Here is a 15,788-nt window from a genome sequence, read left to right on the forward strand (position 1 = left end):
CTAACCCTCACCAGCGTCGAGAACCGGTCCGCCGGCAGCCGATCCACCCCTGGCAACCACGACCGGCATCGACGTTGCCGCGTGGGTGCACAGGATGGTGTGCACCACATTGACCAGGTCCTCGACCGGCATCAACTTGCCCGGCATGGCGCCTGCGGACAGCCACAGTGGATAGGCCTTCCTGGCTAGATCGCTGTCCCAGCCGATGTTCATGCCGGTCCGCGCATCGCCCTCGCCGCCGGCGCACTCGCCCACGATGAGGCAGGTAAACCCGATTTCGGGGTGCTCGGCCCGCCACGCCTCGACCAGCCTCTCCAGGGCCGCCTTGCTGACCCCGTACGCGCCGAGACCGGGCCACGGCGGTGTGTAACCGCCCGTGTCGGAGGACAAGTAGACCGCCTTGCCCGAGGCGGCGGCCAAGTGTGGCACCGCTGCCGCCGTCGCCACCGCCGCGCCAATGACGTTGGTGTCGAAGACTCGCCGCCAGGTGTCGGCATCGGTATCGACCAAGCGGACCAGTGGGCTGATGGCCGGAGCGTAGACGAGGTTGTCGATTCCGCCGAGCGCCTCGGCGGCCGCGGCGATGGCCGATCGGCACGACGCCTCGTCGGTGACGTCGCATTTCAGGGCGATGGCACCGGGGCCAGCTTCGTTGGCAGCGTCCTGGGTGCGCTCGAGCCGCCGCGCGAGCAGCGCGACGTCGTCGCCGCGCTGCGCAAGTCCGATACCGATGCAGCGCCCCAAGCCGCTCGAGGCGCCGATGACCACCGTTTTCGACATAGCCGCCTCCCTTCCCCAAGTGTTGACCATGTGCGACGGGACCCGCCAGAGCCACAGCGTTTATCGGGTCGCCGAAACTGTGTTATTGCAGACAAAGTACGAGTACCGGCCTGCAAAACTACAGTCTCGGCGAGATGGCTGGTCTCTCACCTGGCCGAAGCGCTACCGACCGGCAATGCCGGCGATATCGGACTGGCTCTGCGATTCGCTGGCGGCTTGCAGCACCACCGTGCTGCGCGCATCGACGGTGAGCCTTGCCGAGGCGGGCAATTCGTCGCAGGGCGCCAGCTTTCGGGCACCGGTGTAGATCACGGTGCGCCACTTCTCGCCGAATCTTGCTGGTGGCAAGCTGAATTCGATCGGCTCGTAGTGGGCGTTGAAGCACAGGATAAACGAGTCGTCGAGCACCCGCTGACCCCGTAGGTCGCGGTCGGGAATGCCGTGGCCGTTGAGGAACACCGCGATGGATTTCGCGAAGCTTGCGCCCCAGTCCTCGTCGGTCATCTCCGATCCGTCGGCGGCAAACCAGGCGATGTCGGGCAGACCGTCCTCGCCGCGACGGCCCACCGGCTTGCCGGAAAAAAACCGGCGCCTGCGAAACACCGGGTGGCTGGCGCGCAGTGCCGACACCGCGCGGGTGAAATCCAGCAGCCCGGCGTCGGCTTGCGCCCAATTTATCCAGGTGATTTCGTTGTCCTGGCAGTAGCCGTTGTTGTTCCCGTTCTGGGTGCGTCCGAGTTCGTCACCGTGGCAGATCATCGGCACGCCTTGGGACAGCAGCAAGGTGGTGAGGAAGTTGCGCTGCTGGCGGGCGCGCAACTCGTTAACGCCCGGGTCGTCCGTCGGTCCCTCGGCGCCGCAGTTCCATGACCGGTTGTGGCTTTCGCCGTCGTTGTTGTCCTCGCCGTTGGCCTCGTTGTGCTTGTCGTTGAAGGACACCAGGTCGCGCAGCGTGAACCCGTCGTGGGCGGTGACGAAGTTGATCGAGGCGACCGGCCGGCGCGCGGTGTGCTCGTAGAGATCGGCCGATCCGGACAGCCGGTAGGCGAACTCGTCGAGCGTGGCGGGCTCACCGCGCCAGAAGTCGCGGACGGTGTCGCGGAACTTCCCGTTCCACTCCGTCCATTGCGGCGGAAAATTGCCCACCTGGTAGCCGCCCGGCCCGACATCCCAGGGCTCGGCGATGAGTTTGACCTGGCTGACCGTCGGATCCTGCTGCACAAGTTCGAAAAACGTTGCTAGCCGGTCAACTTCGTAGAACTCCCGGGCCAGCGTCGCGGCCAGGTCGAACCGGAAGCCGTCCACGTGCATCTCGGTCACCCAGTACCGCAACGAATCCATGATCAGCTGCAGCGAGTGCGGATGCCCGACGTTGAGGCTGTTGCCCGTGCCGGTGTGGTCCATGTAGTAGCGCTTGTCGTCGTCGACCAGCCGGTAGTAGGCGGCGTTGTCGATTCCGCGCATGGACAGCGTCGGGCCCAGGTGGTTGCCCTCGGCGGTGTGGTTGTAGACCACGTCGAGGATGACCTCGATTCCCGCCTCGTGCAGGGTGCGCACCATCGCCTTGAACTCCTGCACCTGGCCGCCTGCCGACGTGGCGCTGGAGTACTTCGGGTCGGGCGCAAAGAACGAGATGGTGTTGTAGCCCCAGTAATTCGAGAGCCCCTTCTCGACCAGGGTGGAGTCGTTGGCGAAGTGGTGCACCGGCATCAGCTCGATGGCGGTGACACCGATGCCGGTGAGGTGCTCGATGACCGCCGGGTGGGCCACCGCGGCGTAGGTGCCGCGTAGGTGCTCCGGGACGTCCGGGTGGGTTTGCGTCAGGCCTTTGACGTGAGCCTCGTAGATGACGGTGTCGGCGTAGTGGTGGTTGGGCGGGCGGTCGGTGCCCCAGTCGAAGTAGGGGTTGATCACCACGGCCTTGGGCATACTGGCCGCCGAGTCGTCGTCGTTGCGGCTCTCCGGGTCACCGAAGGCGTAGCCGAACAGCGATTGGTTCCAGTCGAAAATGCCGTCGATGGCCTTGGAATACGGGTCCAGCAGCAATTTGCTCGGGTTGCACCGGTGGCCGGCGCGGGGGTCGTAGGGACCGTGGACCCGATACCCGTAGCGCTGGCCGGGTTCGATGGTCGGCAGGTAGGCGTGCCAGACGAAGGCGTCGACCTCCGGCATGGTGATCCGGGTCTCGATGCCGTCGGCGTCGAACAGGCACAGCTCGACCTTCTCGGCGACCTCGCTGAACAGTGCGAAATTGGTGCCAGCCCCGTCGTATGTCGCGCCCAGCGGGTAGGCCCGGCCAGGCCAGACTTCGAGGGTCGGCGGGGCGGCGAGGAAGGGGGCGCTGGTCATGGCGCAGTTGATACCCCGTCGGTGCCGCGGCCAAACCCGGCCCGCGTTATCCTCGTCGACTTCGGTCGATGCCAGTTGCATACCAAACACCTTGTGGACGAAGCGATTTCGCAGCGCACGGCGCTGGCGCAGCGTATGGGATGTCAGCGCGCACCGCGGAGCCCAGAGTCGTCGGCCACCGCGGTTGAACAAATTTCCTGATTTATCTACCAATTGAACAAATCATTTGATATGTTCATCAGGTCGACCCGCCGCCCCGGCGGTGACCTAGTCCAGAAGGGAAACACCATGGGGACTACCGCAATAGGAGCAGTAATAGAGTCTCCGGTCGAACGATGGCGGGACCGCAAGCGACACCTGTGGCTGGTAGGACTCGTCCTGCCCACGGCGTTGCCGGTGAGCGTGGCGCTTGCCTGGGTGTTCGGCAAACTCGGCTGGAACGCCGCCACGCCGGTGTTGTGGTGGGTCGGGCCACTGTTGCTTTACGTGTTGTTGCCCATCCTGGACCTGTTCTTCGGCCCCGACGGCCAAAACCCGCCCGACGAGGTGATGGAGCGACTCGAGAACGACAAGTACTACCGTTACTGCACTTACGCGTTCATTCCCTTCCAGATGGTCAGCCTGGTGCTGGCGTGCTACCTGTGGACGGCCGACGACCTGAGCTGGCTCGGGATCAGCGGCGGCCTGGGCCTGATCTCCAAGATCGGCGTGACGCTGACCATCGGCGTCGTCGGCGGAGTAGGCATCAACACCGCCCACGAGATGGGGCACAAGCGCGAGAACCTCGAGCGATGGCTGTCCAAGATCACCCTCGCCCAGACGCTGTACGGACACTTCTACATCGAGCACAACCGCGGCCATCATGTGCGGGTGGCCACCCCGGAGGATCCGGCCAGCGCGCGATTCGCGGAAAGCTTTTGGATGTTCCTGCCGCGCAGCATGTTCGGCTCACTCAAGTCGGCCTGGGATCTGGAAAAGACCCGCATGCAGCGGATCAACGAGCCCACCTGGAGCCTGCGCAACGACGTGCTGAACGCCTGGGTCATGTCGATCGTCCTGTTCGGCGGGCTGACCGCCGCCTTCGGGTGGCAGGTGCTGCCGTTCCTGATCATCCAGGCGTTCTACGGCGCGTCGCTGCTGGAATCGGTCAACTACCTCGAACATTACGGTCTACTGCGGCAACGAAACGCTTCCGGACGCTACGAACGATGCGCGCCGATGCACAGCTGGAACTCCGATCACATCGTCACCAACATCTTTCTCTACCACCTGCAGCGGCACAGCGATCATCACGCCAATCCCCTGCGCCGCTATCAGACGCTGCGCAGCATGGCCGGTGCCCCCAACCTGCCCAGCGGGTACGCCACCCTGATCACTCTGACCTATCTTCCCCCGCTGTGGCGAAAGGTGATGGACCACCGCGTAATCGAGCACTACGGCGGTGACATCACCAAGGTGAACATCGATCCGCGCAAGCGCGACAAAGTCCTGGCCCGCTACGGAACCCGGTGATGGCCGCCGGTCCATGCCCGGGGTCCGCCCGCGGGTACCGACGCCGGCCCCGCGGGCACGACGCCGAAAGCACCGTCCGTGCACACTAATCTCAGCCACATGGTCGACACCGAGCCGTCGCGAAACCGCAACCCGTATCAGAGCACCGCTTTGAGCCTGATGCACAACGGGGTGCTCGACGCGCTGCACGGCTTGCTGCTCCAGCGGAAGTGGTCGTCGATCACGATGGCCGACGTGGCATCGGCGGCCGGCGTCAGCAGGGGCACCATCTACAACGAGTTCCAGTCACGACGCGGCCTGGCGCGTAGCTATGCCCTTCGACTGACGGACACCATCGTCACCGGCATGCGAACGGCCATCGACGAACACCACGGCGACGGCTACGGTGCCATGCGGACGGTCTTTCGCGACTTCTTCGACCGCGTCGACCACGATCCCCTTGTGCAGGTGTTGCGAACCGAGGATGCTCCCAACGACATTCTCCGGTTGATCACGGTCGAGAGCCAGTTCCTGGTCGACCATGCCTCGAGCCAGCTGTCGCGGACCTTCCAACACAGCTGGGTTAACGCCGACGAATACGACGCGACAGTGATGGGGCAGGCTGTGGTCCGGGCCGCACTGAGCTTTCTCGCGCTGCCCCCGGCCGACGCCGACGAAGCCGCGAGGGGCATGGCGCGTCTGCTCACGCCGTTCGTCGAATCGATCGGTGGCTAATCGAACGTGCGGACCTCAGTACGGTGTGAAATATGAAATATCTCGACGTCGACGGAATAGGAAAAGTCAGCCGCATCGGGCTGGGCACCTGGCAGTTCGGTTCCCGCGAATGGGGATACGGGGACCGTTACGCCTCCGGCGCGGCCCGCGACATCGTGCAGCGCGCCCTCGAGCTGGGTGTCACGCTGTTCGACACCGCCGAGGTCTACGGCTTCGGCAGAAGCGAACGGATCCTCGGCGAGGCACTCGGCGACCAGCGCGACAAGGTCGCGGTGGCCAGCAAGATCTTGCCGATCGCTCCGTTTCCCGCCGTCATCAAGCAGCGCGCGCAGGCCAGCGCCCGGCGGCTGCAGCTCGACCGCATCCCGCTCTACCAGGTTCACCAGCCCAATCCGGTGGTCCCCGATTCGGTGATCATGCCCGGAATGCGCGAGCTTCTCGACGGAGGCAAGATCGGCGCGGCCGGTGTGTCCAACTACTCGCTGGCCCGATGGCGAAAGGCCGACGCCGCGCTCGGCCGCCCGGTCATCAGCAACCAGGTGCATTTCTCCCTGGCGCACCCGGGCGCGCTCGACGACCTGGTTCCGTTCGCCGAGCGGGAGAACCGCGTCGTCATCGCCTACAGCCCGCTGGCACAGGGCCTGCTGGGCGGCAAGTACGGCGTGGACAACCGGCCGGGCGGCGTGCGTGCCGTCAACCAACTGTTCAGCAGCGAGAATCTGCGCCGGATCGAGCCGCTGCTGCAGACGCTTCGCGATGTTGCCGCAGAGGTCGACGCCAAGCCGGCCCAGGTGGCGCTGGCGTGGCTGATCAGCCTGCCGGGAGTGGTCGCGATCCCCGGGGCATCCAGCGTCGAACAGCTCGAGTTCAACGTCGCCGCAGCCGATCTCGAGCTCAGCGCGGAATCCCGTGAGGCACTCACCAAGGCGGCCAAGGCATTTCGTCCAACGTCGATGAGGCAGTTCCTCACCGACACGGTCCGTGAGAAGCTCCGCCGATAAAGCGGTGTACGGCTAAATCGTGCGGGTCAGCCGGCCGGCCAGCAGCTCCGCAAACCGCGCCGGATCCTCTGGTGTCCCGCCTTCGGCCAAAAGCGCTGTGCCGTAGAGTAATTCCGCAGTCTCCGGTAAGGAGGGATCGTCACTGCGGTCTTGGTGCGCTTGACGCAAGCCGGTCACCAGCGGGTGATTGGGGTTGAGTTCCAAGATCCGCTTGCCGACCGGCACTTCCTGCCCCGAAGCCCGGTAGATGCGGGCCAGCGCCGGGGTGATCCCGAAGGCGTCGGTGATCAGGCAGGCCGGCGACTCGGTCAGCCGTGTCGACAACCGCACTTCCTTGACGTGCTCGCTCAAGGTCTCCTTCAGCCAGGTGAGCAGGTCGGCGAACTCCTTCTGCTGCTCCTCGCGCTCCGCCTCGCTCTGGTCCTCCGCCGAGTCGAGGTCCACCTCGCCTTTGGCGACCGACTGCAGCGGCTTGCCGTCGAACTCGCTGACCACCCCGACCCACACTTCGTCGACCGGGTCGGTGAGCAGCAGCACCTCGTAGCCCTTGGCTTGGAACGCCTCGAGATGCGGGGACCTCAGGATCTGCTGACGCGACTCCCCGGTGGCGTAGAAGATCTGCTCCTGGCCCTCCTTCATGCGCGACACGTACTCGGCCAGCGTGGTGGCCTCCTCCTCGCTGTGAGTCGAGGCGAAGGACGAAATCTGCAGCAGGGTTTCCCGGTTGTCGAAGTCCGACAGCAGGCCCTCCTTGACGACCTTGCCGAATTGGGTCCAGAAGGTGCGATAGTCCTCCGGGCGCTCGCCCTGCAGGTCCTTGATGGTGGCCAGGACCTTCTTGGTCAGGCGGCGACGGATGGCCTTGATCTGGCGATCCTGCTGCAGGAGTTCCCTGGACACGTTGAGCGACATGTCCTGTGCGTCGACCACACCCTTGACGAAGCGCAGGTATTCGGGCATGAGCTGGTCGCAGTCGCCCATGATGAACACGCGCTTGACGTAGAGCTGGATTCCGAAGCTGGCATCCCGGTTGAACAGGTCGAACGGGGCGTGCTTGGGGATGAACAGCAGGGCTTGATATTCGAAGGTACCCTCGGCCTTCATCGCGATGACTTCGAGCGGGTCGTCCCAGGCGTGTGCGATGTGCTTGTAGAACTCCTGGTACTCCTCGGCGGAGACCTCTTCTTTGGGCCTGGCCCATAGCGCCTTCATGGAGTTGAGGGTCTCGGTTTCGACGCTGACCGTCTCTTCGCCACCTTCGTCGTCGGGGGCGGGTGGGGTGCGCTTCTCGACCTCCATCCGGATGGGCCAGGCGATGAAGTCGGAGTACTTCTTGACCAGGCTCCTGATCTTCCACTCCGAGGTGTAGTCGAACAGGTCGTTCTCGGCGTCTTCGGGCTTGAGGTGCAGCGTGACCGACGTTCCCTGCCCAACCCCGGCAGTTGATGCGTCGACGGATTCGATGGTGTAAGTGCCGTCGCCGCTGGATTCCCACCGGGTGGCTTCGCTCTCGCCGGCCTTGCGGGTCAGCAGCTCGACTTTGTCGGCCACCATGAAGGACGAGTAGAAGCCGATGCCGAATTGACCGATCAGTTCCTCGGAGGCGGCGTCGTTCTTGAGGTTCTTGGCCTCCCTGAGTTGCTGTCGGAGCTCGGCGGTGCCCGACTTGGCAAGCGTCCCGATCAGGTCCACGACCTCGGCGCGCGTCATACCGATGCCGTTGTCGCGAACGGTCAGAGTTCTTGCACCTTTGTCCACCTCGAGCTGGATGTGCAGATCGGAGGTGTCAATGGTGTTGGGGTCGAGATCCTTGTTGCGCAGGGCTTCGATCCGCAGCTTGTCCAGCGCATCGGAAGCATTCGAGATCAACTCTCGCAGGAATGAATCCTTGTTGGAGTACACCGAATGGACCATCAGATCCAGCAGTTGCCGGGCCTCCGCCTGAAACTCCAGCTGCTCGACATGTGCGTTCATGACATTCCTTCCGACGAGATCGCGTCTCGAATTTAGCGAGCCGCCAGCCGGCCGTTGGCTGGGGGTCACCGCCCCAGTAGGCGGCCCGCCGCGTCGGCAACGGTCACCGAGATCGCATCACCGCCGTATGCGGCGGGCTACCTCGCCGTACCGCTCGAAGCGCTCCCGATCGCCTCGGGCGTTGTAGAAGACGAGGCGGCCGGTGATCGCGGCGTACTTGTCGGCCAGCGCGTCCGCCAACCCGTCCCAGGTCGACTCCGTGGCGAAGACGGCAATGTGCTCATCGGTGATCTGGCCCGCCATGCCGGCGAAGTCACCGGCCTTCTGTTTCTCCCGTATCCGGGCGGTCGTGCCCTCGAATCCCGCCTCGTCCAAGATGAACGCGTAGTTGGGTGTGCTGGCGTAGAAGGCGATGCTGGCTCGCACGGCTTCTCGTTCCTTGTCACGTTCTTCGTCGCTGTCGCCGACGATCGTCAGCACGGGCACGATCAACGCGATGTCCGACGGTGCGCGCCCCGCTCTTGCCGCGCCCAGGGACACGTTGGGCACAACGTGCCGGGCGATGTAGCCAGGCTCGCCAATCGGATGGACGTGTACGCCGTCGGCCACTTCCCCCGCCATCCGCAGCATCCATGGATTTACCGCCGAGACATCGACTTTGGGATCGGGGACGTCGATGGGGCCCGGGCTCCACTGCGGCGTGATGAAGTCGAGGTCATAGAACTCGCCGTGGTGATCGAGCGTCCCGGTGCGGAAAGCGGAGAAACACGCCTTGACGGCCAGCACGTAGTCGCGCAACCGCGGCCCGGGCCGGTCGAAAGCCGTCCCGTAGCGGTGCACGACGTGACGGCGCACCTGTGTGCCCAGACCCAGGCGAAATCTGCCGCCGGTTGCGTCCTGAAGCTCCCACGCGGTGGCCGCCGTGACGAAGGGGCTTCGGGGAAAGGCCACCGCGACGCCGGTGGACAACTCGAGGCCGGGAGCCGCCTGCGAGGCCACGGCGGCACCGAGATAGGCGGTGCGGCCCGCCTCGGTGAACACCAGACCGGAGAATCCGGCCGCCCGGGCCTGCCGGGCCACGTCACCGACCTTGCCTAAGGGCTCGGGAAACGTCATCGCGTCGATATGCATGGCGGGAGCCTACGTGCACGGTCGGCGGCACCGCTGCATCCGGATCTTCCGCCGCTGCCCATCGACCGGGCTACGGTTGGATCGCCGCTTCGGTTTGGCCGATAGGCGGCGTGGCGCGATAGTAGCGTTAACGCGATGCGAGAACGTAGGTGCGCGTTTGACTGAGGCTGTCGACTTCCGGCTGTTGTTCGAGTCGGCTCCGGGCTTGTTCTTGGTACTGGACCCTGACTTGAGGATCGTCGCCGTCACCGACGCTTACCTGCAGGCGACGATGACCGAACGAACGCGGATTCTGGGACACGTCATCTTCGAGATCTTTCCGGACAACCCCGATGACCCCAATGCCGAAGGAGTCCGCAACCTGCGGGTGTCGCTGGAACGGGTGGTGCGCGATCGCGTCCCCGACGCGATGCCGGTGCAGCGTTACGATGTTCGGCGCCCGGACGGGGACTTCGAGGAACGCTTCTGGAGCCCCGCCAACTCACCGGTATTGGACTCGGCCGGCAAGTTGCGCTATGTCATTCATCGGGTCGAGGACGTCACCGAGTTCGTCCGCCTGCAAGCATCCGACGCGGCACAGCAGCAGGAGACCGCCGCGCTGCGCGCCACCACCCAGCAGATGGAGCAGGAGGTCTTCGCCCGCGCCTACGAGGTGGCCGAGGCAAGCCGAAAGCTCAAGGAGGCCAACGCCGAACTGGCCGATCTCTACGCGCGTGCCAAGGAACTCGACGACCTGAAAAGCCAGTTCTTCGCCAACGTCAGCCACGAACTGCGGACCCCGCTGATGCTAATCTTGGAGCCCGCCCGCAGGCTGCTGGAATCGACCGAACCGCAGGAGCCGTCACGTGCCGATCTCGAGCTGATCGTCCGCAACGCCCGGTTGCTGCAACGGCACGTCAACAACCTGCTGGATGCCTCTCGGCTGGAAGCCGGTGCCGTCCAACCCAATTACGCGCACGTGGACGTCGCCGAGCATGTGCGCCTGGGTGCCTCCCTGTTCGAATCGCTTGCCGTAGACCGTGACATCGAATTCAGCGTCAACGCAGACCAGCCTGTTACGGCGGAACTCGACCCCGAGCACTTGCACCAGATATTGGTGAATTTGTTGTCCAATGCTTTTAAATTCACCCGGCCCAGTGGCACAGTGCGTTGTTCGGTCTCGACGGATCCCGACCATCGAGTCATTATCGAGGTCGCCGACAGCGGTCCGGGAATTCCACACGAGCAGCGCGCGGCGGTCTTCGAAAGGTTCCACCAGGTCGAGGGCGGTCCCACGCGGGCGGTCGGTGGCACCGGGTTAGGACTGAGCATTGTCCGCGACCTGGTGGGATTGCACCGGGGCAGTGTCACCATCAGCGACGCCCGTGAAGGCGGAGCGCTGGTCATCGTCGACCTTCCACGGCTCGCGCCGGCGGGTCTGCCGGTGCAGCCGGCCAGTCCCCGCGGCGAAGAGCGCTCCAGCCCGGATCCCGCCGGCGCGATAGCCGAAATCACCGCGATCTCGACAACGTCAGTCCAGGGTGAACCGGACATCGCAGACTCCAAACCTGTCATCGTGGTGATCGAAGACAATGTCGACCTCAATACCTTTGTGTGCCAATCACTGTCGCCGCGCTATCGGGTCAAGGCGGCGTTCGACGGGCGGTCCGGACTGGAGCTGGCGCGTGCGCACCGCCCGGACCTGATCGTGTGCGACATCATGATGCCGCAGCTCAGCGGCGACGAACTGCTGCACCAGGTCCGCGCCGACCCGGTGCTGGCCAACACACCGGTGCTGATCCTCACCGCCCGCGCCGACGACCAATCCAGGCTGGCATTGCTACAAGCCGGCGCCAACGACTACCTGTCCAAGCCATTCCAGCTGGGCGAGCTTCGGGCGCGGGTGGACAACCTGGTGAATCTGCGCCTCGCCGAAGCGCAGGCACGGACCTTACGAGTGGCGGCCGAGCGCGAACGCATCGCACTGGAACTGCATCGCTCGGTGACTCAGCGGTTGTTTCTGATCAGTCTGCAACTCAGCGCAGTCTTGCCGCTGGCCCGAGTACCGGCCGTCGCCGAACGCATCGGCGAGTCGGTCAGCGAACTCGACGCCGTCATCAACGAGGTCCGCAACACCATCAACGAACTCGACATACCGACCGGCGACGAGACCAACTTTCGGCTGCGCATGTCGGATCTGCTCGGCGAAGTGGCCGAAGCTCTGGACGCCAGATTCCAGGTTTTCTTCACCGGCCCGCTGGACACCATCGACAGAGCCATCACAAGCGGGCTCTACGACGCGGTCCAGCAGCTGGTCACGGCGATTCTGCGGCATGCAATCGCCGACGAGATCATCTTGCAGGCCACCTGTGAGACCGACCTGGTGGTCACCGTGATCGAAAAATCCAGAACAGCCCCAAGTCCGACGGCGGCCACCGACCCGACGGCCCTACTCCCCCAGCAGCTTGCCGCGCGCGGTGCGCGACTGGAGATGACCACGCCGGAAACGGGCGAGACGGCGTGGACCTGGACGGTGCCCATGGCTGTCACCCAGCCCGCGGAAGACTGACCGAACCAGCAACGACGGCGGCCTGGGCGCGGCCGTTGCCAACGGACGACACGGTGGCACCGGAGGGGTAGCCGCCGGTGTGCCTGATCAGCCCGGCACCGGGTTTCTGTGGACTCTAGCCGCGCAACGTCGCGTTGACCGCACTGATCCTCGTCGCCGCCGTCACGGTCGCCGTGGGCCGGACACTGCCCCTGTAAAGGAGATCGCCATGCACGCATTCCGCGCCGCTATCAAGTCAGGCTAGGCCCGACGGCTTGATCGACGAGATCACCGTCATGCTGCGGCCGTTACCGGCAGTCGGCTTGTTCGCCGAGAAGATGCGCGCGGAGTTAGCGCGTGGTGGACAACGTCTTCGGGGTTGTCGGGTACCGCCCGCAAGAGCCGTCGCTACGTGCTCACCCGTCAGCGCTTGGTGCCGACGGTGATCAGGTCTGACACGATCTTCGTCCAGACCGGCCGCCGGACCCGGTGCTGATCGCTCACGACGAACCCGGCGTCTTCGAACAGTGCCCGCACCTCGGCCGGCGAGGCATTGTGCTGTGGCTTCCACCTGCCGGCCGAGAGTGCCTGCAGCAGCGGTTGGCGTGCGCTCAGGGCCGCCACGGCCACCAGCCCGCCGGGCGCCAGTACCCGATGGAATTCCCGCAACGCCACCGGCTGATCGAAGAAGTGAAACGCCGAGGTCGTCACCACGGCGTCGAGTGCGCCATCGTCGAAGGGCAGTTGCTCGGCAGGACCACGCATCCACTGCACTCGGTTGGATCTGGCGCGCGCCTGGTTGAGCATGCCGTCGGACATGTCGACGCCGTAGATCTCGTCGGGATTCAGTTCGCGCTGGATCCGGTCGCTGAGAATTCCTGTGCCGCAGGCGATATCAGCGATCTTGCGGGATCCGTGGCCGCGCAGATGCGCAATCACCTCGTCGTGCGGCGGACGGTACACCCACTGCTGCAACACCGGCAGGTCGTAGGCTGGGGCCAGCAGGCTCCACATCCGGGTGACGACGCCGTTGAGCCCGCGGCGACGCGCTTGCGTCATACGCCCAGCACGGAGCTGTAGTAGATGGTGTCGGCCATCGACACCGAGTCGTTGGTTTGGGGGATCGCCGCAAGACCGCTGTCGGCCAACAACCGACTCATTCGGGTAGCGGCGGAGCGCCAGCCCAGCTGGTCCAGATAGCCGCCGACGTCGTTGCGCTCGCCCTCGTAGCCCAGATCGGCGAACTCGAGGTCGAAACCGTGTTCGCGCCACTTAGCCTGAATGCACCGATGCAATTGGCGCCTTGAGTGTGTCGTAACAGCAGAAGTGCCCTTTGACCTGGGAAGATCGGAGTTGGTGAAGCTTCAATCCGTCCCGAGGAAAGGGCACCTCGTAAGTGCAATTGTTACATGCCGCGGCCAAGACGCACGCCAGCTTCGATGACCCGAATCTCGTGTCGCATGCCGGGCTGGTGCCGGTGATGCGGCTGGCCCAGCTGGTGGGGCTGGAAGAGCTTGTCGCCCAGCATGTTCGGCTCAACGCCGAGGTGGGCGCCAACGCAGGTGTGAAGGTCGGCTCGCTGATCGCGGGGATGATCGCCGGCGCCGACGATATCGACGGCATGGACCTGTTGCGCCACGGCGCGCTGCCGGACACCTTCGGCGGGATCCGCGCCCCTTCCACGCTGGGGTCGTTTCTGCGCGCGTTCACCCACGGCCACGTGCGTCAACTAGGAGCGGCGCACCGCATGGTGCTGGCCGAGCTGGCCGCGCGCACCCCGCTGCTGCCCGGCGCCGATCAGCTGGCATTCATCGATGTCGACTCGACGCAGAAGCGGGTATTCGGGCCGGACAAGCAGGGCGCGGCGTTCGGGCATGCCAAGATCGCGTCCAAATCGCTGACGGTGCGCGGGCTTAACGCGCTGATCGCCACCGTGAGTACCCCGATCGCCGCCCCGGTGATCACCACCACCCGGCTGCGCGGCGGCAACGCCGCCTCCGCACGCGGGGCGGCATCGCTAGTGGCCGAGGCGATCAGCACTGCCCGCGCCGCCGGGATTACCGGGCTGATCGTGGTGCGCGTCGACTCGGCCTTCTACAACGGGGCGTTCGTGGCCGCCTGCCGCCGCAATGGGGCACATTTTTCGGTCACCGTGCGCATGGATCCCAAGATCCGCCGTGCCATCGCCGCCATCGACGAGGACGCCTGGACCGCCATCGCCTATCCCAACGCGGTGTTCGACGAGCAGGCCGGGCAATGGATCTCCGACGCCGAGATCGCCGAAGTCCCCTACACCGCGTTCACCTCCACCCCAGCGCATGCCACCGAGGGGCGGTTGATCGTGCGCCGGGTGCGCGATCTGGCCAAAAGCCCCGCCGGCCACGGCCAGGGCGAGCTGTTTGCCGCCCACCGCTATCACGCGGTATTCACCAACAGCCCGTTTCAACTCGTGCAGGCCGAATCCCAACACCGCGCCCACGCCATCATCGAACAGGTCTTCGCCGACCTGTTCGCCGGGCCACTCGCCCATCTACCTTCGGGCAAGTTCAATGCCAATGCCGCCTGGCTGGCCCTGGCCGCCACCGCCCACGCGCTCACCCGCGCCCTGGGTGTGTTGGCCTCACCCGAACACGCCCTGGCCCGCGGTGCCACCATCCGCACCCAACTGATTAACGTCGCCGCCCGCCCCGCCCGCGCCGGACGTGACACGATCACCTGGCACCTACCCCGCGACTGGCCCTGGGAACAACACTGGCTCAACGCCTTTCACGCCACCCACCGCGGACCACCAGCGCTGGCCGCCTGAAAGAAAACCGCGCTCCGTCACCGCCCGCCCTGACCAAACCGCCCTACTTCAGGGGCCAATCCCAACTGGACAAGCTGGCAGAAGAGGCCAGCAGCTCAAACGCGCCACCACCCAGCGGCCTCAACTCAATCCGGTCGCAAACCGTCACACCAAGTACATCGGTGGATTCAGGCTTAGCGGTGGCTCGGCGCATCATCTCCCGGGCTTTGTCGACGTCCAGCCGCGACATGTCCGGGACCGCCTCGCAGCCCAGCCGGCTGCCGTCGGCGCTGAGCGCAGTGACGTTGTCCAGCAAGCGATCCTGAGCAGCCGGCGGCAGGTAACCGAAGAGCCCCTCGGCGATCCACGCGGTCGGCCGGCTTCTGTCAAAACCTGCGTGCAGCAAGGCTTTCGGCCAATCGTGGCGCAGATCGACGGCCACCGGGCGCAAATCGGCCGCCGGGGCGGCTCCCAGCCGGGCCAGGGTGGCGGTCTTGAACCCGATCACCTGCGGCTGGTCGATCTCGAACACCGTCATATCGGCCGGCCACGCCAACCGGTAGGCGCGCGCATCCAGACCGGATGCCAGGATCACGGCCTGACGGATCCCGGCCTGCGTCGCGTCGCGGAAGAACGAGTCGAAGAAGCGAGTCCGTGCGGCCATCGCATCGGGCATGTGCTCGAGCTTCCAAACGGACTCGTCGTCGTCGACGTCGGCAGCGACAAGGTCGCCGGTGGCCCACCGGGTGAAGAAGTCCACGCCGACGGCACGGACCAGTGGTTCGGCAAACCGGTCCTCGATCAAGGGGGCCGGGGCCTTGGTGGCTATCGCCCGGGCTGCCGCCACCATCGTGGCCGTCGCCCCCACGCTGGTTGCCAAGTCCCAGGTGTCGTTGTCGGTGCGTGGCATATGCCTGCTCTCTCGTTCTCGGACCGCGGATACTTAGATAGTATAACGAACGCTGGGGGGTGGCAGGGTTGCACCCCTGACGCGCGGCAGGTCTTCCGAGGGAGG

The 15,788-nt window shown here is 65.3% G+C and carries 11 protein-coding genes and 1 pseudogene; 5 read left to right on the forward strand and 7 right to left on the reverse strand.

Annotated features, from left to right (window positions below; genetic code table 11):
- Positions 1-768 carry an SDR family oxidoreductase gene (locus EET10_RS18125; protein ID WP_174719742.1) on the reverse strand — a complete coding sequence of 256 codons (768 nt, stop codon included), beginning with the start codon at positions 766-768 and terminating at the stop codon, positions 1-3.
- Between the two features lie 174 nt (positions 769-942).
- A complete protein-coding gene (gene glgX / locus EET10_RS18130; protein ID WP_122502819.1) occupies positions 943-3,129 on the reverse strand; it encodes a glycogen debranching protein GlgX in 2,187 nt (728 codons plus the stop codon).
- Between the two features lie 288 nt (positions 3,130-3,417).
- Between glgX and EET10_RS18135 the strand changes: the two genes are divergently transcribed.
- The 3 genes from EET10_RS18135 to EET10_RS18145 all read left to right on the forward strand — a co-directional run bounded on the left by EET10_RS18135 (position 3,418) and on the right by EET10_RS18145 (position 6,356).
- Positions 3,418-4,641, forward strand: a complete 1,224-nt coding sequence (locus EET10_RS18135) for an alkane 1-monooxygenase (RefSeq protein WP_036402793.1) — start codon at positions 3,418-3,420, stop codon at positions 4,639-4,641.
- Between the two features lie 99 nt (positions 4,642-4,740).
- On the forward strand, positions 4,741-5,355 hold the full coding sequence (locus tag EET10_RS18140) for a TetR/AcrR family transcriptional regulator (protein WP_036402393.1): 615 nt from the start codon (positions 4,741-4,743) through the stop codon (positions 5,353-5,355).
- Between the two features lie 32 nt (positions 5,356-5,387).
- Positions 5,388-6,356 carry an aldo/keto reductase gene (locus tag EET10_RS18145; RefSeq protein WP_036402391.1) on the forward strand — a complete coding sequence of 323 codons (969 nt, stop codon included), beginning with the start codon at positions 5,388-5,390 and terminating at the stop codon, positions 6,354-6,356.
- A gap of 12 nt (positions 6,357-6,368) precedes the next feature.
- Here the strand turns inward: EET10_RS18145 and htpG are convergent, their stop codons facing one another.
- Both htpG and EET10_RS18155 read right to left on the reverse strand, forming a co-directional pair.
- A complete protein-coding gene (gene htpG / locus EET10_RS18150; RefSeq protein ID WP_036402388.1) occupies positions 6,369-8,330 on the reverse strand; it encodes a molecular chaperone HtpG in 1,962 nt (653 codons plus the stop codon).
- Positions 8,331-8,447: 117 nt separating this feature from the next.
- The gene (locus EET10_RS18155; protein ID WP_036402386.1) at positions 8,448-9,461 is read right to left on the reverse strand and encodes a TIGR03617 family F420-dependent LLM class oxidoreductase; all 1,014 of its coding nucleotides are present in this window, start codon (positions 9,459-9,461) and stop codon (positions 8,448-8,450) included.
- A 157-nt stretch (positions 9,462-9,618) separates the two neighbouring features.
- On the opposite strand from EET10_RS18155, the gene EET10_RS18160 reads away from it, so the two are divergent.
- The gene (locus EET10_RS18160; RefSeq protein ID WP_167480196.1) at positions 9,619-12,009 is read left to right on the forward strand and encodes an ATP-binding protein; all 2,391 of its coding nucleotides are present in this window, start codon (positions 9,619-9,621) and stop codon (positions 12,007-12,009) included.
- A gap of 402 nt (positions 12,010-12,411) precedes the next feature.
- Here the strand turns inward: EET10_RS18160 and EET10_RS18170 are convergent, their stop codons facing one another.
- Positions 12,412-13,047, reverse strand: a complete 636-nt coding sequence (locus EET10_RS18170; RefSeq protein ID WP_122502381.1) for a class I SAM-dependent methyltransferase — start codon at positions 13,045-13,047, stop codon at positions 12,412-12,414.
- Positions 13,044-13,271 (reverse strand): annotated as a pseudogene (locus EET10_RS18175) (SAM-dependent methyltransferase); the annotation flags it as partial. The gene EET10_RS18170 and the pseudogene EET10_RS18175, both read right to left, overlap by 4 nt.
- A gap of 113 nt (positions 13,272-13,384) precedes the next feature.
- Here EET10_RS18175 and EET10_RS18180 point away from each other — a divergent pair.
- Positions 13,385-14,794, forward strand: coding sequence for an IS1380 family transposase (locus EET10_RS18180; protein WP_036402124.1), 1,410 nt, complete (start codon positions 13,385-13,387; stop codon positions 14,792-14,794).
- Between the two features lie 43 nt (positions 14,795-14,837).
- Here EET10_RS18180 and EET10_RS18185 read toward each other — a convergent pair whose 3' ends face one another.
- Positions 14,838-15,683 (reverse strand): class I SAM-dependent methyltransferase, encoded by an 846-nt coding sequence (locus EET10_RS18185; protein WP_122502382.1) that lies wholly within the window; start codon positions 15,681-15,683, stop codon positions 14,838-14,840.
- Positions 15,684-15,788: the final 105 nt, after the last annotated feature.

Origin of the sequence: Mycobacterium pseudokansasii (assembly GCF_900566075.1) — a bacterium.
Taxonomy (GTDB): Bacteria; Actinomycetota; Actinomycetes; order Mycobacteriales; family Mycobacteriaceae; genus Mycobacterium; species Mycobacterium pseudokansasii.